The sequence below is a fragment of the Arthrobacter sp. StoSoilA2 genome (genome assembly GCF_019977195.1).
Classification (GTDB): Bacteria; Actinomycetota; Actinomycetes; order Actinomycetales; family Micrococcaceae; genus Arthrobacter.
Map to the genome: position 1 here is coordinate 1,556,346 of NZ_AP024643.1, position 18,324 is coordinate 1,574,669.

The 18,324-nt window shown below is 62.7% G+C and carries 15 protein-coding genes; 6 read left to right on the forward strand and 9 right to left on the reverse strand.

From position 1 onward, the window contains the following. Positions 1-56 precede the first annotated feature (56 nt). Together LDN82_RS07190 and LDN82_RS07195 are read right to left on the reverse strand one after the other, a co-directional pair. Positions 57-1,928 carry a biotin carboxylase N-terminal domain-containing protein gene (locus tag LDN82_RS07190; RefSeq protein WP_224091928.1) on the reverse strand — a complete coding sequence of 624 codons (1,872 nt, stop codon included), beginning with the start codon at positions 1,926-1,928 and terminating at the stop codon, positions 57-59. 60 nt (positions 1,929-1,988) lie between these two features. After that, positions 1,989-2,645 carry a nucleoside triphosphate pyrophosphatase gene (locus LDN82_RS07195; protein ID WP_224166883.1) on the reverse strand — a complete coding sequence of 219 codons (657 nt, stop codon included), beginning with the start codon at positions 2,643-2,645 and terminating at the stop codon, positions 1,989-1,991. A 79-nt stretch (positions 2,646-2,724) separates the two neighbouring features. Here LDN82_RS07195 and LDN82_RS07200 point away from each other — a divergent pair, with 79 nt between their 5' ends. Further along, a complete protein-coding gene (locus LDN82_RS07200) occupies positions 2,725-3,399 on the forward strand; it encodes an HAD family hydrolase (RefSeq protein ID WP_224166884.1) in 675 nt (224 codons plus the stop codon). A gap of 166 nt (positions 3,400-3,565) precedes the next feature. Here LDN82_RS07200 and LDN82_RS07205 read toward each other — a convergent pair whose 3' ends face one another. Both LDN82_RS07205 and LDN82_RS07210 read right to left on the reverse strand, forming a co-directional pair. After that, positions 3,566-6,091: an MMPL family transporter gene (locus tag LDN82_RS07205; protein WP_224166885.1), complete on the reverse strand. Its 2,526-nt coding sequence runs from the start codon at positions 6,089-6,091 to the stop codon at positions 3,566-3,568. Between the two features lies 1 nt (position 6,092). Beyond that, positions 6,093-6,812: a TetR/AcrR family transcriptional regulator gene (locus LDN82_RS07210; RefSeq protein WP_224166886.1), complete on the reverse strand. Its 720-nt coding sequence runs from the start codon at positions 6,810-6,812 to the stop codon at positions 6,093-6,095. A 180-nt stretch (positions 6,813-6,992) separates the two neighbouring features. On the opposite strand from LDN82_RS07210, the gene LDN82_RS07215 reads away from it, so the two are divergent. Next, positions 6,993-8,279 carry an HNH endonuclease signature motif containing protein gene (locus tag LDN82_RS07215; RefSeq protein ID WP_224167489.1) on the forward strand — a complete coding sequence of 429 codons (1,287 nt, stop codon included), beginning with the start codon at positions 6,993-6,995 and terminating at the stop codon, positions 8,277-8,279. Between the two features lie 7 nt (positions 8,280-8,286). Here the strand turns inward: LDN82_RS07215 and LDN82_RS07220 are convergent, their stop codons facing one another. The 5 genes from LDN82_RS07220 to LDN82_RS07240 form a co-directional block, all read right to left on the reverse strand. Continuing rightward, positions 8,287-8,739 (reverse strand): YbjQ family protein, encoded by a 453-nt coding sequence (locus tag LDN82_RS07220; protein WP_224166887.1) that lies wholly within the window; start codon positions 8,737-8,739, stop codon positions 8,287-8,289. Positions 8,740-8,841: 102 nt separating this feature from the next. Further along, entirely contained in the window at positions 8,842-10,275 is a 1,434-nt protein-coding gene (locus LDN82_RS07225; protein WP_224166888.1) for a dicarboxylate/amino acid:cation symporter, read from the reverse strand. A gap of 106 nt (positions 10,276-10,381) precedes the next feature. Further along, positions 10,382-12,064 carry a DUF885 domain-containing protein gene (locus tag LDN82_RS07230; protein WP_224166889.1) on the reverse strand — a complete coding sequence of 561 codons (1,683 nt, stop codon included), beginning with the start codon at positions 12,062-12,064 and terminating at the stop codon, positions 10,382-10,384. A gap of 74 nt (positions 12,065-12,138) precedes the next feature. After that, positions 12,139-12,327 (reverse strand): acyl-CoA carboxylase epsilon subunit, encoded by a 189-nt coding sequence (locus tag LDN82_RS07235; protein WP_224093913.1) that lies wholly within the window; start codon positions 12,325-12,327, stop codon positions 12,139-12,141. 44 nt (positions 12,328-12,371) lie between these two features. Next, complete coding sequence (locus LDN82_RS07240) at positions 12,372-13,955, reverse strand: acyl-CoA carboxylase subunit beta (RefSeq protein ID WP_216925413.1); 1,584 nt, start codon at positions 13,953-13,955, stop codon at positions 12,372-12,374. A gap of 216 nt (positions 13,956-14,171) precedes the next feature. Here LDN82_RS07240 and LDN82_RS07245 point away from each other — a divergent pair, with 216 nt between their 5' ends. From LDN82_RS07245 to LDN82_RS07260, 4 genes are read left to right on the forward strand one after another with little or no spacing between them, the layout of a single operon-like run. Further along, the gene (locus LDN82_RS07245; protein WP_224166890.1) at positions 14,172-15,080 is read left to right on the forward strand and encodes an NAD(P)-dependent oxidoreductase; all 909 of its coding nucleotides are present in this window, start codon (positions 14,172-14,174) and stop codon (positions 15,078-15,080) included. A 56-nt stretch (positions 15,081-15,136) separates the two neighbouring features. Then, positions 15,137-16,090: a biotin--[acetyl-CoA-carboxylase] ligase gene (locus LDN82_RS07250; protein ID WP_224166891.1), complete on the forward strand. Its 954-nt coding sequence runs from the start codon at positions 15,137-15,139 to the stop codon at positions 16,088-16,090. Next, positions 16,083-16,697 carry a PH domain-containing protein gene (locus LDN82_RS07255; RefSeq protein ID WP_224166892.1) on the forward strand — a complete coding sequence of 205 codons (615 nt, stop codon included), beginning with the start codon at positions 16,083-16,085 and terminating at the stop codon, positions 16,695-16,697. Before LDN82_RS07250 ends, LDN82_RS07255 begins: the two co-directional genes overlap by 8 nt. Beyond that, entirely contained in the window at positions 16,687-17,865 is a 1,179-nt protein-coding gene (locus LDN82_RS07260) for an adenylate/guanylate cyclase domain-containing protein (RefSeq protein ID WP_224091990.1), read from the forward strand. Before LDN82_RS07255 ends, LDN82_RS07260 begins: the two co-directional genes overlap by 11 nt. The last annotated feature ends 459 nt before the right edge of the window (positions 17,866-18,324 follow it).

Sequence of the window (18,324 nt, forward strand, 5' to 3'; positions counted from 1 at the left end):
CGCACCGGAAGGTGCGGGGCCGACGTCGTTAAGCTGGCTTAGTCCTCGAAGCTCGCTTAGTCCTCAATCGTGGCGATGACAGCGCCTGCAGCGACCGTCTCACCGGCGCTGGCTGCGAGGCCACGAACTGTGCCGGACTTATGGGCCGTCAATGGCTGCTCCATCTTCATGGCTTCCAGGACAACGATCAGATCGCCCTCGGCCACGACGTCGCCGTCGGCAGCTGCGACCTTGACGATGGTGCCCTGCATCGGCGAGGTCAGTGCATCCCCGCCGGCGGCAGCGGCTGCAGCGCCTGCCGAGCGGGAACGCTTCTTGGACTTGCCCGATTTGGTGCCCGAGCCGCTGGAAACAGCGGCGACGCTGGCGCCCAAGCCGGACGGCAGAACGACCTCAAGCCGCTTGCCGCCAACCTCGACGACGACGCGCTGGCGCTCACCGGCGTCGGGCGTTTCCGCACCTGCGCCGCTGGCCGTCCAAGCGGGGATGTTGTTAACGAACTCGGTCTCGATCCAGCGGGTGTGGACCTTGAACGGGCCATCTGCCGGTGCGAAGTCGGGATCGGTGACCACTGCGAGGTCGAAGGGGATGACGGTGGGAATGCCTTCCACCACCATCTCCTCGAGGGCACGGCGCGAGCGCTGGAGGGCTTGTTCGCGGGTGGCGCCGGTGACGATCAGCTTGGACAGCATGGAGTCGAAGTTGCCGCTGATGACGTCGCCCTGCTCAATGCCGGAGTCCACGCGGATGCCCGGGCCAGTGGGGTTCTTCAACGTGCTGACCGTGCCGGGCGCGGGCATGAAGTTGCGGCCGGGGTCTTCGCCGGTGATGCGGAACTCGAAGGAGTGGCCGCGGACCTCGGGGTCCTCGTAGCCAAGTACTTCGCCGCGCGCAATGCGGAATTGTTCGCGTACGAGGTCGATGCCCGTAACTTCCTCGGAAACACAGTGCTCCACCTGGAGGCGGGTGTTGACCTCGAGGAAGGAGATGGTGCCGTCCTGGCCCACGAGGAACTCGCAGGTTCCGGCGCCGAGGTAGTTGGCTTCTTTCAGTATGGCTTTGGAAGATTCGTAGAGCCGCTTGTTCTGCTCCTCGCTCAGGTAGGGAGCCGGGGCTTCCTCGACGAGTTTCTGGTTGCGGCGTTGCAGTGAGCAGTCGCGGGTGGAGACAACCACAACGTTGCCGTAAGCATCCGCCAGGCACTGCGTCTCGACGTGGCGCGGGGCGTCCAGGAAGCGCTCGATAAAGCATTCGCCGCGGCCGAAAGCTGCAATGGCCTCACGGACTGCGGATTCGTACAGCTCAGGAATCTCTTCCATGGTGCGGGCAACCTTGATGCCGCGTCCGCCACCGCCAAACGCAGCCTTAATGGCGATGGGCAGGCCGAATTCCTCGGCAAACTTCAGGATCTCATCCGCGTCCTGGACGGGGTCGGCGGTGCCGGGAACCAACGGGGCGCCCACCTTTTCGGCGATGTGGCGCGCCTGCACCTTGTCGCCCAAGGCGGAGATTGCCTCGGGGGAGGGACCGATCCAGGTGATGCCGGCCTCGATCACTTTGGCAGCGAACTCTGCGTTTTCGGCGAGGAAACCGTACCCAGGGTGGATCCCATCAGCGCCGGCTTGCTTGGCGACGTCAATGATCTTGTCCATGACCAGGTACGACTCAGCTGCGGTGTTGCCGCCAAGGGCATACGCTTCGTCGGCGAGGCGGACATGCAGGGCGTCACGGTCCGGGTCTGCGTAGACGGCTACGGAGGCGATGCCTTCGTCCCGGGCGGCTCGGATGATGCGGACCGCGATTTCGCCGCGGTTGGCAATCAAGACCTTGGTAAGAGGGCTGGAAATGGGCTGCGCCGGGTTAGCTGACAAGTTGTTGACTCCTTCTGTCCTTGAGGAGCCTAGCGTGATTGTGAGGGTTCCGCCCATATTGATGGGGGATTCCGTGTGTGAGGAGATGTTCCTTTGTAGGGTTGCTACAAATCGCTTCTACTGGTGCGCGTCCCACAGTTCGGTGATTCCAACGTTCGCGTGGACCAGCAGTTCGCGCAGGGTAGAGATGGAAAGCCCGACGACGGCGTGCGGGTCGCCGTCCACCTTGCGGATAAATGCGCCGCCCAGGCCGTCGATGGTGAACGAGCCCGCGCAGTGCAGCGGTTCTCCGGTGGCAATGTAGGCGTCGATGTCGTCCGCCGTCATCTCAACGAAGTGAACCTCGGCACTCGACACAGAGCCGACCGTCGCTCCCGTTCCGTCCGCGGGCTCGTTCTCGTCCACGTCGGCTGCGGTGTCCCGGCAATCAACAAGCCAGTGACCCGTGTGCAGCACACCCTTGGAGCCGCTCATGCGCAGCATCCGCTCGCGGGCGACCTCCGCCGTGTAGGGCTTGCCGTGGGACTCGCCGTCGAACTCGAAAACCGAATCGCAGCCGATCACCAGGGCGCCCTCGGCCTCGGGTAGCGCGGCCACGGCTTCAGCCTTTGCCCGGGCCAGGAGCAGCGCAGTGTCGTGCGCGTCCGTGACGCCGTAGTGCGCCTGCACCGCGTCCTCATCCACGTCCGAGACGAGGATGTCGTGCTGGATTCCCGCTTCCCTCAGCAACTTGGTGCGGGCAGGGGATTGCGAGGCAAGGATCAATCGGGTCACCGTCCCAGCCTAATACGTTGTTCTCTCACTTCCTGCCGGTTTTGGGGGGATGTTCTCTCACATCGCCTACGCTGGTCGAATGCTGCTGCTCGTGGACCTGGACGACACCTTGGTCGACAGGACTTCGGCCTTTGCTTGCTGGGCTACGAATTTCGTGCGCTCGCTTGGCAGGCCGCATTCTGATGCAGCATGGCTCATCACTGCAGACCGGGATGGTTATGAGCCGCGGGGATCCTTGGCTCTCGCCATCAAACAGCGTTTTCGCATGGACCGTGGAATCGAAGCCCTGGTAGACACCTTGCTCTTTGAGCATGTGGAACTGATGACCATGGATCCGCGTACGCGCATCGCACTGAGGGAGGCGCGGGAGGCCGGATGGAGGATTGGCATCGTCACGAATGGGGCGACGGCGCAGCAGACACAGAAGATCGAACACCTAGGAATTGAACCCTACGTCGATTGCGTCGTGATTTCCGAGGCTGTTGGCATGAAGAAGCCTGATGCTGGGATTTTTCGGCTGGCGGCGCAGGAATGGGGTTGCGATCTGACCGATGGCTGGATGGTGGGAGATCATCCCATCGCCGATATCTCGGGTGGACGCGCGGCGCGATTAAAGACCGGTTGGGTCTCCCGCGGGCAGGAATGGCCCAACGACGTGCCGCCGCCGACCCTCACTCGCCGCACGGCTGCCGAGGTTATCGATGCTCTGATTCGGATCGACGCCAGAAACGCCCGACGTCGGCGCCAAGGTTGAGCGCCGACGTCGGACGTTCTGCAGGATGTGAGAGAGGACCGGTCAGATCGGGGGTGGATGTGAGAGAGGACCGGTCAGATCGGTGGTGGATGTGAGAGAGGGACGGTCAGATTGGGGGTGGATGTGAGAGAGGGCCGGTCAGATTGGTGGTGGATGTGAGCGAGGATCAGTGGACCAGTTCCTCGGAGCCGGCCTTGCGGCGGTCGCTCCGGTTCAGTTTGGCGCCTTCGACGTCCACATCCGGCAGGATGCGCTGCAACCACTTGGGCAACCACCAGGCCTTCTCGCCAAGCAGGTACATGACGGCGGGAACGATTGTCATGCGGACGACGAAGGCATCGATCAGCACACCGAACGCCATCGCGAAGCCCAACGGCCGGACCATGGTGAGGTGGCTGAAAATGAAGCCGGAGAACACACTGACCATGATGATCGCGGCTGCGGTGACCACTGCTGCGGCGTGGCTGAAGCCGGTGCGAACAGCGTGTTTGGCGTTCTCACCATGCATAAATGATTCACGCATGCCGGATGTTATGAACACCTGATAGTCCATCGCGAGGCCAAACAGCACGCCGATCAGGATGATCGGCAGGAAGCTCAGGACGGCGCCCGGGTTGGCGACGTCGAAAATTGCTCCCAACCAGCCCCATTGATAGACGGCCACGACGGCGCCGAATGCGGCGGCCAGTGACAAGAGGAACCCGCCGGTGGCGAGCAGAGGAACCACAATCGAGCGGAAGACGAGCAGCAACAGGATCAGCGAAAGTCCGACGACGATCGCCAAGTACGGCGGCAGTGCAGCCCCGAGCTTTGCGGAGACGTCAATGTTGCCGGCTGTCTGGCCGGTGAGGCCGATGCTGACGTCGAGGTTCTCGCGGATTTGAGTGCCCTTGGCCCGGATGTCGGAAACTACCTGGACTGTGCTGGCGCTGGCTGGGCCTTCTTTGGGAATGACCTGGAAGACGGCCGTGCGGCGATCTTCGCTCAGGGCCACAGGCACGGCCGCCGTGACGTTTTCCACGCTACGCAGCTGTTCCGCGACGTCGAACTGCTTGTTCTTGGCATCGGTTTCGCTGAGCCCCTCCGGGAATTCGGCGACGACGACGATCGGTCCGGTGACGCCTTCGCCGAAGCTGCTGCGCGTGAGGTCGTAGGCTTTGAAGGCTTGCGAATCGACTGGCTCGGATCCGCCGTCGGGAAGTGCCAGGCGAAGCTGGGAAGCCGGCAGCGCCAGGGCGCCCAACAGAACCACGCTGGCTACAAGGGAAACCCAAGGATGCCGTGTGACCAAGCCGCCCCAGCCGCTGCTGCTGCGCTTTTCTTCCAGGGCCCGATCCGCGGCTTCGTGGCCCGGCTCGGCATTGTGCTTGGCGGCTTTGGCCCATGCTCGCTTGGAGATGAGTTTGGGGCCGATCAAAGCCAGAACGGCGGGCGTCAAGGTCAAAGCAACGACGACGGCGACGGCAACTGTCGCTGCGGCGGCAACACCCATGACAGCCAGGAAGGGCAGCCCCGGGACCACGAGTGCCGCCAACGCGATGATGACGGTGAGGCCCGCGAACAGTACGGCGTTGCCTGATGTTCCGGTGGCGAGGGCTGCGGATTCCTCGCCGTCCATTCCGGCGAGGAGCTGGTTGCGGTGGCGGTTGACGATGAACAGGGAGTAGTCGATGCCGACTGCAAGCCCGAGCATCAGGGCAAGCATCGGGGAGATGGAGCTCATGTTGATCACGCCGGTTAGCGCGAATGTTCCGCCGACGCCCACCGCCACGCCGATGAGGGCCATGACGAGGGGCAGGCCGGCTGCGATGAGCGTGCCCAGCATGAGGATCAGAACGAGGGCTGCCACTGCGACACCGACGATCTCCGCCACTCCGAAGATCTGTGAGACGTCCTCGGTGATTTCCTTGCTGGCGTATGCCGTGACACCGGCCGAGGAGACGCCCTGAACAATGTCCTGAACTTGCTTGCGGACGGCGGGATCAACGGCATTGATGGAGGTCTTGAATTGGACCTGGGCGATGGCGGCCTTGTTGTCAGTGGACACGAAGCGCATCCCTTGGGAGGCCTCCAGCTGGCGCTTTCCCAAGGCCAACGCGGTGGCTCCGTCCGCTGCTTCCTTGGCACCGGCGTCGAGCTTTGCTTTGTTGGCGGCGAGTTCGGCACGCTGAGGCGCAAGTTGGGCCTCGATTTGTGCCGGCGTGAGGCCTGTTGCGGTCATCTGCTGTTCCGCACCGGCAAGCTGGGCTTCGCCCGCTTCCAGCTGGGCACGGGCTGCGTCCAGCTGGGTCTTGCCTTCGGCAGCCTTCGCTTCGCCATCGGCGATGTCGGCCGCGGCCTTGTCCAGCTGCTCCTGCGTGGTGAACGGATTCACCGTTCCCTGCACGTCCGGCATGGCTTCAAGCTTGGTGAGCGCAGTGGCAACGGCGTCCTTCTTGGCTTGGTCAAAACCGGAGTCGCCGGCGTCGAAGGCCACGCTCGCCGAGCCGCCGGACGCGTCGGGCAGGGCTTCTTTGAGTTTGTCGGCCATCCTCTGCGTTTCCGTGCCGGGGATGCTGAAGTTGTTGGACATGCTGCCGTGGAACGCGGCGGCCGAACCTCCCACGGCCAGGAGGACTGCCAGCCACAGCGAGATGACCAGCCAGCGGCGGCGGTAGGAAAACTTGCCGAGACGGTAGAGGAACGAGGCCATGTCAGAACCGATCTGTGGAGGAGGAGGATGATGCTTGCGCAGCTGACGCCGCTTGCGGAGTGGCTTCCGACGACGGCGCGAAGCCGGCTCCCAGCAGGCCCATGGCGTCGATGAGGTACTGGCGCAGAACCGCCAGCGATTCGGCCGATAGGTCAGGACCACGTTCGGCGAACCAAACTGTCATGGCTGCCTTGCCGCACGAGATGACGGATCCGGCCAGGGCATGCAGGTAGAGCTCGCTGGTGTCCGGGCCAAGCCTGCCGCGGGCGGCGTCGATAATCTGCCCTGTGCAGTACTCCCATGCTTCGAGTTCGGAACGGGCCAGGGAACGGTTCTCGTGGGTGAGGCTGAAGAGTTCGGCCATGGGTGCTACGGACATGGGGTCAGCGAGGGCCATCAGCGCGGCCTGTGCGGATTCGAGGATCGACTCCTCCGCTGGCCTCAGGCGGAATTGCTCGAGGGCGCGATCCATGAAGCCGTCGGCCACGGACGCGAGGGCAGCCTCGAGGCTCGAAAAGTAGTTGAAAAACGTGCGACGCGAAACGCCAGCGCTGGCAGTGATGTCCTCCACCGTGAAATTGCCCGGGCCGTTGGTGCGCAAAAGGTCAAGGGCTGCGGTGGTGATGGAGGCCCGGGTTGCCGCCTTGTTGAGCTCGCGCCGTGAAGGTCCGGAGGGTTCGGCCGATTCCACGGTGCCCGGCTCGCTGCTGATTGAAGTCACATACTTACACTAAGTGCAAGTTTGCACTCTGCGCAATATTTCATCGGCTCTGCCGGTCTTTACTAAAAATTGTCGTACCCCTTTGGGAGAGTTGAGGCATGGACAAGATGCAGGAGCAGCGGGAGTACAGTCGCGGCGCTCCCGCCCGTTCACCCGGGCAACACTGTCCGGGCAGGCACGATTGCAAGTGACCTGATTGACCAACTGCGTGTGTTGGAGGACATGAAGTCCGCCATCTCCGGTCTGCAGGCCAGGATTGCTGTGGCCTTTGATCTGGCCCAGCGTCAGGCGCAGGCGGAGTCCGGCGTTCCCGCCTCGGAGCAGGGCAAGGGAGTGGCCGCGCAGGTGGCGTTGGCCAGGCGGGAGTCGCCGAACCGAGGATCCCGGTTGCTGGGCCTGGCAAAGGCTTTGCTGATTGAGATGCCACGCACCCTGGCTGCGGTGGAGGCTGGCCAGCTCAACGAGTGGCGGGCGACGCTGCTGGTAAAGGAAACAGCCTGCCTCTCCTCGGAAGACCGCTGCGCGGTCGACGAAGAACTCGCCGCCGACACCGGAACCTTCGACTGCGCCGGAGACCGCGCCATCATCGCTGCAGTCAAAGCAGCCGCTTACCGCCGTGACCCCCGTTCCGTCACCCAGCGCGCAGCCCGCGCAGCCACGGAGCGGCACGTCAGCCTCCGCCCTGCACCGGATACGATGACCTACCTCACCGCACTGCTGCCCGTAGCCCAAGGCGTTGCAGCTTACGCAGCCCTCAGCCAATTCGCTGACACTGCCAAATCCAGCGGAGATGACCGCTCCCGTGGGCAAGTCATGGCCGATACTTTGGTTGATCGGCTTACCGGTACCGCTGGCGGCATTTCCAAGGTGGAGGTCCAGCTCATTATGACCGACCGCACCCTCTTCCAAGGCGACACTGAGCCCGCACGGCTCAAGGATACGGGATTGTTCCTGCCGGCTGGGCGGTCACTCATCGAAGCAGGTGAGGGCGTGGCTACGGCCAGCGGGCAGGACCCTCGCGGGCAGACTTCTCAAGAACCGGGCATTGACGTGTGGCTTCGCAGGCTGTTCACAGCACCTGGTACCGGTGAACTTGTGTCGACGGACTCAAAGGCGCGCCTCTTCCCTGTCGGAATGCGGCGCTTCATCGAAGCAAGGGACAATACCTGCCGAACACCATATTGTGACGCGCCCATTCGGCATATCGACCACATCGTTCCGTGGCAAAATCGTGGACCAACCGATCTGGCAAACGGGGCTGGACTCTGCGAACAGTGCAACCACACCAAGGAAAACCCCGGCTGGACGGCAAAGCCGCTGGCTGGGAAGCCCGGCATGCACACACTGGAAATCATTACGCCTACCGGACACAGATACCGGTCCAAGGCCCCGCCCCTGCCGGGGACGCGCGCCCTGCCGGGGACGCACGGGAACGGCGTTGGCAGTAAGGATCCCGAACAAGGTTGAGTCAGGGTCAGAACTGGTGCGGAGGTGTGGGCTGCTGCTGCGGGGGAGCCGGGGGAGTGTTCTGCTGCGGCTGGGCGGCCTGTTGGCCTGCGTTCTTTGTCAGGTACACCGACTGTCCCGTGGCGCCGGGCTCGCCCTCGCCGAGCGGAAGTACGTAGACGGCCGTGCCATAGGCGCAGACTTCCGTCCAGTTGGTCCCCATTTCGGAGGTGTCGAAGCGCATGGCGACAATTGCGTTGGCGCCGCGCTGTTGTGCTTCGTTGACCATGCGGGCCATGACTTCCTGTCGGCTTTCGTAGAGCGCCCTGGTCATTTCGGGCAGCTCCCCGCCACCGAGGGAGCGGAAGCCAGCAAGCATCTGCGAGCCAATATCGCGCGAGCGGACGGTCAGGCCCATGACTTCGCCGAAGACGGCATCAATGCGGTGGCCGGGTATCTCATTGGAGGTGACGATCAACATGGACCTGAGCCTACCCAGAATTTCACCCTTAAACGGACAAATCCCCCGGGGATTCCCGGGGGATTTGTCTGTGAGGCGGTGATGAACCGGCCAGAGCTAGGATCAGGCCTTTGAGTCGGCCAGTTCGCGCGCCTCTGTTGCGGCAGCAGCGGTGTCATTGGCGAACTCGTCAGCGAACGCGGCACCATTGCGGGGCGCGTTGTACAGCGATTCGTCCAAGATGCCCTGGCGCTTGGCGACGATTGCAGGAATGAGCGCCTGGCCTGCCACGTTGACGGCCGTGCGGCCCATGTCCAGGATGGGATCGATCGCCAGCAGGAGTCCGACGCCGGCCAGCGGCAGTCCCAGCGTGGACAGGGTCAGCGTGAGCATGACGACGGCGCCAGTGGTACCTGCCGTGGCAGCGGAACCAAGCACGGAGACCAGGACGATCAGCAGGTACTGGCTGAAGTCCAGGTTGATACCGAAGAACTGGGCCACGAAGATCGCTGCGATGGCGGGGTAGATCGCCGCGCAACCGTCCATTTTGGTGGTGGCACCGAGCGGCACGGCGAACGAAGCATAGCCGGACGGGACGCCAAGGTTACGCTCGGCGACGCGCTGCGTGAGCGGCAGCGTACCGATCGAGGAACGGGAAACGAATGCCAACTGCACGGCCGGCCAAACACCGGAGAAGTACTGCTTGATGGAAAGGCCGTGGACGCGGACCAGGATGGGGTAGAGCACGAAGAGCACAAGTGCCAGGCCAATGTAGATGGCGGCAGTGAACTTGCCCAGGGAGCCGATGGTGTCCCAGCCGTAGATGGCAACTGCGTTACCGATCAGGCCGATAGTGCCCAGCGGAGCGATGCGGATGATCCACCACAGGACCTTCTGGATGACGGCCAGTGCGGAGGCGTTGAAGGTCAGGAACGCTTCTGCCTGCTTGCCGACCTTGAGAGCAGCGATGCCTACGGCGATCGCGACCACCAGGATCTGGAGTACGTTGAAGCTGACGGAGGTGCTGACCGTGGTGGCAGCGTTGGCGCTCTCCGTGACAGTGGAGCTTGCGCCGAGTCCGAGGAAGTTCTTGGGGAACAGCCCGATCAGGAATGCCCACCAGTCACCGGTTTTGCCGGCGTACTCGGCCTTCTGCGTGATCCCGGTAGCTGCACCAGGCTGCAAGAGCACACCCAGGCCGATGCCGATGAGCACAGAAACCAGCGAAGTGATGGCAAACCAGAGCAGCGTGTTCCATGCCAGACGGGCGGCGTTGGAAACCTGGCGAAGGTTCGCGATGGAGCTCACTACCGCGGTGAAGATCAAAGGAACGACGGCGGTCTGCAGCAACGAGACGTAGCTGGAGCCAATCGTTTGAAGAGTTGCGCCGAGCCCGTTCGGGGCGGCCTTGGTGCTGCCGGTGTACTTTGCGATGAGGCCAAGTACGAGGCCAATGATGAGGGCCGCGATGATCTGGACGCCGAAGGATCCTGCCCACTTGGGGAGCCGGAAGCCGGTCGTTCCAGCTGATGGGGAAGTGTTGGTTGAGGTGCTCACGGGAACACGCTAGGTGCACTTCAAATAACACACCTAACGAACGTTTAGAAATGTTACCTAGCTGTGAAGTTATTCCCGAACCCGGTGTGGCGTGCGTCTCGAAGACTCACCCGAGCAACGCCCGCCGCAGCACGTCCAAGCCGACCGAGCCAATATTTAGTGCCTTGCTGTGGAACGATTTCAGGTCAAACCCTTCGCGGGTTTCAAGCTCGGCCCGGATCTGCTCCCAGAGCCGCTGGCCCACCTTGTACGACGGTGCCTGCCCGGGCCACCCGAGGTAGCGGGTGAATTCGAACTGGAGCTGGCCTTCGCTGATGTCGAGGTTGGATTTGAGGAAGCCAAAGCCCTTCTCGGGAGTCCAGGTTCCCGTGCCCCAGCGTTCGGGGACGGGCAGTTCCAGATGGACGCCAATGTCGAACACAACGCGGGCGGCGCGCATGCGTTGGCCGTCCAGCATGCCCATGTGGTCGCCGGGGTCTTTGAGGTAGCCCAGTTCCAGCATGAGCTGCTCAGCGTAGAGTGCCCAACCTTCGCCGTGTCCGGAAACCCAGCAGGCGTTGCGGCGCCAGTTGTTCAGGAGTTCGCGGCGGTAGGTGGCGGTGGCGACCTGCAGGTGGTGGCCGGGCACGCCTTCGTGGTAAACCGTGGTCGTTTCGGACCAGGTGGTGAAGGTGTCTTCGCCGGCGGGAACGGACCACCACATGCGGCCGGGCCGGGAGAAGTCGTCGGACGGGCCGGTGTAGTAGATGCCCCCTTCGTCGGTGGGGGCGATCATGCATTCGAGGGTTTTCATGACATCCGGGATGTCGAAATGGACGTCGGCGAGCTCGGATACTGCGCGGTCCGAGAGCTCCTGCATCCACGCCTTCAGGGCGTTCGTTCCCTTGATTTGGCGGGCCGGATCATTGTTGAGGATGCTTTTGGCTTCTTCGATGCTGGCACCGGGCTTGATCTGCGCGGCTACCTTTTCCTGTTCGCTGATGAGCCGTTCCAGCTCCTGGACGCCCCAGGCGTATGTTTCCTCGAGGTCTACGGCCGCGCCGAGGAACGAGCGGGAAGCCAGGGCATACCGTTCCCGTCCCACCGCGTCCTTTTCCGGGGCAACGGGGAGAAGCTCGTCCTGGAGGAAAGTACCCAACGATTCGTAGGCTGATCGCGCGGCGGAGGCTCCGGCGTCGAGCTTGGACTGAAGGTCCGCCGGAAGCGGCGAACCAGCCAGTGTGGCTCCGGCCGCCATCTTGGCGAAGAAGCCGTCCTTGGCGGCGTACCGGCCGGTTTGTTCGATGACGATCCGAACCTGGCGGGCGGCGGCTACTTTGCCGTCTTCTTTGGCGGCGCGAAGCGAGGAAATGTAGCCTTCGATTGCACCGGGAACGTTGGCGGCACGGCCTGCGATGTGTTCCCACTGCTCAACAGTGTCCGTCGGCATGAGGTCGAAGATGGCGCGGATATCCTGCGCGGGCGAGGCGATGTTGTTGAGGTCGGCAGCATCCCAGCCGGTTTCATGGATCTCCAGCTCCAGGCCAAGCCGCTCGCGCATTGCGTCAAGTGTGACGACGTCGGATTCGTCGGTCGGTTCCAAGGCCGCCAACGATTCCAGCGCCTCCCGGGTGGCCTGCGCATGCGCCTCGGCACCCGCCGGCGAGTAGTCCTGATATTCAGTCTCGTGCCCCGGCAACCCCAGCGTGGTGGCAAAGCTGGGATTGAGTTCGATCAGCTTTTCCGTGTACGCGTCAGCAACGGAATCGATGGCGGTCTTGGCTCGTGCAGGCGTGTTTGCAGTAGTCACCCACAGAGCCTAACCGGGAGTCGGCTCACGTGAAAGGGTTGTTGCACTTTCTTCCCCTCCCGGGAGAAGCGAAGCTATCCGCGGCTGCGCTTCCACGCGCCCGGACCCGGTGTGGGGTCAAGGCGCAACTGTTGACGGCGCACCCAATGACGAACATTCGGCTTTGCAGGCGCCGACGTTTGGGGTACTCCCACGGAAGCGACGACGGCGGCAAGCGCCGCGAGCTCTTCGGCCGTGGGTTCTCCCTTGACCACGGAGAACATGGGAGCAACAGGTTCGGGCGCCGCAGCGCTCTCGTGTGCCGGGCTCACAGCGGGATGTTTCCGTGCTTCTTGGTGGGCAGGCTGGCGCGCTTGTCGCGGAGAGCGCGTAGGCCGCGGATGATCTGGAGGCGTGTGTCGGAGGGTGCAATGACTGCGTCCACATAGCCCAGCTGAGCTGCCTGGTAAGGATTGAGGAGCTCTTCCTCATAGCCTTGGATGATCTCGGCACGCTTGGCCTCGACGTCGCCGCCGGCCTCGGCAACCGCTGCGAGGTCGCGACGGTAAAGGATGTTCACTGCACCCTGGGCGCCCATGACACCGATCTGGGCGGTGGGCCAGGCGAGGTTCAGGTCCGCGCCGAGCTTCTTGGAGCCCATCACGATGTATGCGCCGCCGTACGCCTTGCGGGTGATGACGGTGAGCTTGGGCACCGTGGCCTCAGCGTAGGCATAAAGGAGTTTGGCGCCTCGGCGGATGATGCCCTGGAATTCCTGGTCCTTGCCGGGGAGGAAGCCGGGCACGTCAACCAACGTGATGATGGGGATGTTGAAAGCGTCGCAGTGCCGAACGAACCGGGCGGCCTTCTCGGACGCGGAGATGTCCAGGGTTCCTGCGAACTGCATGGGCTGGTTCGCAACGATGCCCACCGTGTGGCCTTCGACCCGACCGTAGCCAATGATGACGTTGGGCGCGTAAAGCGACTGCATTTCAAGGAAGTGGGCGTCATCCACGATCTGCTCAATGACCTTGCGCATGTCGTAGGGCTGATTGGCCGAATCCGGGATCAGTCCATCCAGGGCGAGGTCGTCGTCGTCGAGTTCCAATTCCTGGTCGTGTTCTACAACCGGGGCCTCCGAGAGGTTGTTGGAAGGCAGGAAATCCAGGAGTTCGCGGACGAATTCGATCGCGTCGGCTTCGTCGGAGGCAAGGTACGTGGAGGTTCCCGTGGTGGCATTGTGCTGGCGGGCACCGCCCAATGTTTCCATATCCACGTCCTCGCCCGTCACGGTCTTGATCACATCGGGGCCGGTGATGAACATATGGGAAGTCTTGTCCACCATGACGACGTAGTCGGTCAGGGCGGGGGAGTAGGCAGCGCCGCCGGCGCACGGGCCCATGATGAGCGAGATCTGGGGGACTACGCCGGATGCGTGGACGTTGTTGCGGAAGATATCCGCGAACATGGCAAGGGAAGCCACGCCTTCCTGGATGCGCGCGCCACCGCCGTCGTTGATGCCGACTACCGGGCAGCCATTGCGGAGGGCGAATTCCTGGACCTTGACGATCTTCTCGCCGTTGACCTGGCTCAAGGAGCCGCCGTAGACGCTGAAGTCCTGGCTGTAGATGGCAACGAGGCGCCCGTCCACTGTGCCGTAACCGGACACGACGCCGTCGCCCAAGGGCTTCTTTTTCTCCATGCCGAAGGCGGTGGAGCGGTGGACGGCCAAGGCGTCGAACTCAACGAAAGATTCGGGATCGACCAGAAGGTCAATGCGTTCGCGGGCGGTGTTCTTACCGCGCGCGTGTTGCTTTTCGATCGCTTCCGGGCCGGAAGGCTGTTCTGCACGGGCCTGGCGGTCGCGGAAGTCTGCAATCTTTCCCGCTGTCGTTGTCAGATCGTGGCTCATCAAGTGTCTCCGGCTCTGTAGCTGATTTTCGCTGGCGCAGTTCTGGTGCAAACAAGTAGCTGACTTAAGTAGCTTCCGTACAAAGAACAGGCCCCGCTGGCCAGTCTAGTGACGCCATTGCCGCGAACCGCTGTAGAAACCCTACAATTTTCAGCGCCCAAGCCAAAGCTGCAAGTATGTTACCCGTCAGTAACATACTTGGGTTAGAGTGTCTCCATGACTCCAAGCAACGATGCTTTCCCAGCTTCCGAAGAGAGTAAGCCGAAGGGCAGCACCCCTTATGTAGCCAGCGGTTCGCTCAAAGGCCGCACCGTCATCATGTCCGGCGGCAGCCGTGGCATCGGATTGGCCATCGCCACCCGCGCGGCCCGCGACGGCGCCAACATCGTACTCATGGCCAAGACCGGGGAACCCCACCCGAAACTTGAGGGGACTGTCTTCACCGCTGCCGATCAACTCGTCGCCGCAGGTGGCCAGGCGCTGCCTCTCGTGGGCGATGTCCGCAATGACGAGGACGTCGCCGCAGCCGTGAGTGCCGCCGTCGAGCGCTTTGGGGGAATCGACGTCGTCATCAACAACGCGTCAGCCATCGACCTCTCGCGCACGGACGCGATTGACATGAAGCGCTACGACCTCATGCAGGACATTAACGTCCGGGGAACATTCCTGCTCTCCAAGCTGTCCCTCCCTGCACTGCGGGAATCCGGGAACGGGCACATCCTCACGCTGTCTCCACCGCTGAACCTCGACCCAAAATGGGCCGGGATGCATCTGGCCTACACCATGGCCAAGTACGGAATGAGCCTCACCACCCTGGGGCTCGCCGAAGAGCTTAAGGACGACGGCGTTTCGGTCAACTCGCTCTGGCCTTGCACGCTGATCGACACCGCGGCGATCCGGAACATGCCTGGTGGGCAGCAGATCGTGAAGGCCGCCCGCGGACCGGCGATCATGGCCGATGCTGCGCACGCTGTTCTGACTGGCGCCAACCTTGCCGACGATGTCACGGGTTCGGGGAACTTCTACACGGACGAAGAAGTCCTCAGGGCTGCTGGCGTGAAGGAGTTTGCGCCATACAGCCTCGGTGCGCCTGAAGACCGTCTGGTGCCGGACATCTTCCTCTAAGCGGATTCCCATGTTTCGGGCAGGTTCTGTGGGCCGCAACTGGATAGGATTCAGCTATGGATGCCGAACAGCCTGCCAGCAGCGAACCCCTCGTCCCCATGCCCGGGGAAGACCGGCCCTCGTTGGACCGTGAGGCGCTGGACCGCGAGGCATTGGACCGCAAGGCATTGCTTGAGCCTGATTTCCTGTCGGCAACCGGCATTTCGCAATTGAATATTGTCGAGTCCACGGGATCCACCAATCAGGACCTGGTCCGCGCCGTAACCGTGGAGCCTAAGAAATGGGCTGATCTCGCCGTCTTGACGGCCGAACACCAGACGGCGGCACGCGGACGGCTGGATAGGCACTGGGAATCTCCGGAGCGCTCTGCCGTTTCAGTGTCAATGGTGCTGCGTCCCGTCACAGCCGAAGGCATGCCCGTGCCGACGCAGAGTTACTCGTGGCTCTCACTGCTCGCCGCCGTTGCCCTGCGCGAAGCCTTGCAGGAAACGGCTGGCGTTACGGCAGAAATCAAGTGGCCCAACGACGTCCTGGTTAATGGACGGAAGATCGCCGGAATCCTGGCCCAAATGACGCCACTGGGTGACGGGTCGGTCCCCGCAGTGATCCTGGGTGTTGGGCTCAATGTCTCGCTGTCACAGGATGAATTGCCGGTACCAACCGCTACATCCTTGGCGTTGGAGGGGGCCACGACGACGGACCGCACCGCGCTGCTGAAGAGCTACCTTTCACGCTTCAGCCGGCTTTACCGCAGCTTCTGCAATTCGGAAGGCGACCCCGCGGCAGGGTTGGCAGGCGGGCCCTCGCTGCATAAGCGCGTTGAGTCGGCAATGGTCACGTTGGGACGCGAGGTACGCGCGCACCTTCCCGGTGATCATGAAGTGGTGGGCCATGCCTCCCGGTTGGACGAGCACGGCTCGCTCCTTGTGGTGGACCACGGCGGCCGGGAACATGTTGTGACGGCTGGTGATGTGGTCCATTTGCGGGCTACGGAAAGCGGTTATGCGTAAAGAGTTGCTTCCGGGGGAGCAGGTCATCACCATCACGCGGCAACAGGCCCGCTCGCTGTTCTTGCCAACGCTGGCCTTCATAGTTGTTCCTGCCCTGGCAGCCTACGCGTGTGCGTGGATCATCAAAGGAAATCCGCAACGCCTGGCCCCATTCATTACAGTGGAATGGACGCCGTGGCTTGTCGGCGCCTGTGTGGCCGTGGCAGGGTTCGTGCTGGTGGCCTACAGCCTCAGGCGGGTGTTGAAGTGGCGTTCAGTCAGGTTCATCCTGACAAGCCGCCGGATAATTGCCAAGTACGGAATGTTTCGTCGCGGCGACTGGCAGGTGTCGTTGATGGCGGTCCGCAGCGTGGGGGTCCACCAGAACCTGCTGCAGCGGACATTGCACTCAGGGAATATATCCTTGGATACCGGGCCCTCTGGCGAAGCGGTCTTGACGGACGTTCCGGAGGTCGGAAAATTCAGGGGCTACATTCTTGACGCCATGGATGAACTGCCCAGTGCTGGAACTTTAGAGGCCAACGGTGGAATTTTTGAGGGTGAAGTCCTGCAGGACGTTGATGGGTTGCCGTGGGAATTGAGAGAAGGTGGAAGAGATGAGCGTTGAGGATCAGCAGTCCGGCGAGGACCTGGACGAGGAGTTCGACGCCGTACCCGAACCTTCAGTGGACGAGGACACGGAACCTGCGCCCGCCCAAGCGCCGGTGACTACCGGCCCGCCGACCGGCGTGATGTCGGCAGAGCGCTTGGCCATCAAAGCGCTTGAGGCGAGGCTGCTTGGCGGCGAACGCAAGCTCCGACGTCGTGAAGTTGCCGCAGGTGCCGGTGTCTCCATTCTTTCCGCACGGAAGTTGTGGAGGGCTTTGGGCTTCCCCAATTTCGGCGATGACGACGTCGCGTTTACTGAGCGTGACCAAGCAGCATTGTCCACCATCCTTGACCTTGTCCGTGCCGGGATCCTCACCGAGGAAGCGGCGATATCCGTCACCCGATCGATCGGCCAGATGACGGACCGCATGGTGGTGTGGCAGATCGAAGCACTGGTTGAGGACATGGTCCAGGAGCAGGGAATTCCGGATGCCGTGGCCCGCAAACAGCTTGTGGGTCAGCTGCCGGCGCTGGTGGATTCCCTGGAAGAGATCCTGGTCTACTCGTACCGCCGCCAACTCAATGCCGGCGTTCAGCGGCTTGCCGTCCGTGCCGAGGCGGGCTTGCAAGCGAGCGAAGAAGGACGCGAAGGGGACGAAGACGATTCCCCCTTGCCTTTGGCCCGTGCCGTAGGGTTCGCCGATCTCGTCTCCTACACAAGCCTCTCGCGTCGCATGAACGAGAAAACCCTCGCCCAAATGGTCCAGCGCTTCGAGAACAAATGCGCCGAGATCATTTCCGTGGGCGGTGGGCGCCTGGTGAAGACCGTGGGCGACGAAGTTCTCTACATTGCCGAGACCCCGGCGGCTGGCGCGGAAATCTCCCTCGCCTTGGCGCAGGCCTTCACTGAAGACGAGATCCTGCCCCAGGCGCGTGTGTCCATGGTGTGGGGTCGCATTCTGTCCCGACTCGGCGACATCTATGGCCCAACCGTGAATCTTGCTGCGCGGCTGACCACCCTTGCCCAGCCGGGGACGGTCCTGGTTGATGCGATGACCGCTGCCGCGCTCGGGCAGGACGAACGCTTCGTGCTGGTCCCGCAAAAGTCCGAGAATGTCCGTGGTTTCGGCGAGATCCACCCCGTGATGCTCGCGCGCGGCCGCGGCAAGGGCTTGGTGTTGGACTAAACCCTCTCCCACATCCTGCGGGTTTTTGGTGATCGTTCTCTCACGTCCTGCCGGTTTTTGGTGATCGTTCTCTCACGTTGTGCGGGCTTTTGGTGATCGTTCTCTCACGTCGTGCGGGTTTTTGGTGATCGTTCTCTCACGTTGTGCGCTGAGCGTGGGATTGTCGCTGCACGATGAGGCCCGACGTTGGCACTTTCCGTGGGTGCCCGGCGTCGAGCTACTGCTGCGCCGCCTTCCCCCGAAGAGGACACGATGTGAGCGAGCATCGGGCAGAAGCCGGTGGGATGTGAGCGAGCATCGGGCAGAAGCCGGTGGGATGTGAGCGAGCATTGGCCGAATTTAACAATTCGATGGAATAACCTAGAATTCTGAAGAGCGGTCGAGGGGAGTTCTCCCCATCGCCGCGTCCCCGGGGAAGGCCATAGGCTGTCAAAGCCAATGGAGAGTCCAATCTCGGGT

Excerpts from the sequence above, each read along its gene's own strand:
- LDN82_RS07190 (WP_224091928.1), bottom strand. The coding sequence starts at position 1,928 with ATGGGCGGAACCCTCACAATCACGCTAGGCTCCTCAAGGACAGAAGGA.
- LDN82_RS07250 (WP_224166891.1), top strand. The coding sequence starts at position 15,137 with ATGGATGCCGAACAGCCTGCCAGCAGCGAACCCCTCGTCCCCATGCCC.
- LDN82_RS07240 (WP_216925413.1), bottom strand. The coding sequence starts at position 13,955 with ATGAGCCACGATCTGACAACGACAGCGGGAAAGATTGCAGACTTCCGC.
- LDN82_RS07255 (WP_224166892.1), top strand. The coding sequence starts at position 16,083 with ATGCGTAAAGAGTTGCTTCCGGGGGAGCAGGTCATCACCATCACGCGG.
- LDN82_RS07220 (WP_224166887.1), bottom strand. The coding sequence starts at position 8,739 with ATGTTGATCGTCACCTCCAATGAGATACCCGGCCACCGCATTGATGCC.
- LDN82_RS07245 (WP_224166890.1), top strand. The coding sequence starts at position 14,172 with ATGACTCCAAGCAACGATGCTTTCCCAGCTTCCGAAGAGAGTAAGCCG.
- LDN82_RS07205 (WP_224166885.1), bottom strand. The coding sequence starts at position 6,091 with ATGGCCTCGTTCCTCTACCGTCTCGGCAAGTTTTCCTACCGCCGCCGC.
- LDN82_RS07260 (WP_224091990.1), top strand. The coding sequence starts at position 16,687 with ATGAGCGTTGAGGATCAGCAGTCCGGCGAGGACCTGGACGAGGAGTTC.
- LDN82_RS07235 (WP_224093913.1), bottom strand. The coding sequence starts at position 12,327 with ATGTTCTCCGTGGTCAAGGGAGAACCCACGGCCGAAGAGCTCGCGGCG.
- LDN82_RS07200 (WP_224166884.1), top strand. The coding sequence starts at position 2,725 with ATGCTGCTGCTCGTGGACCTGGACGACACCTTGGTCGACAGGACTTCG.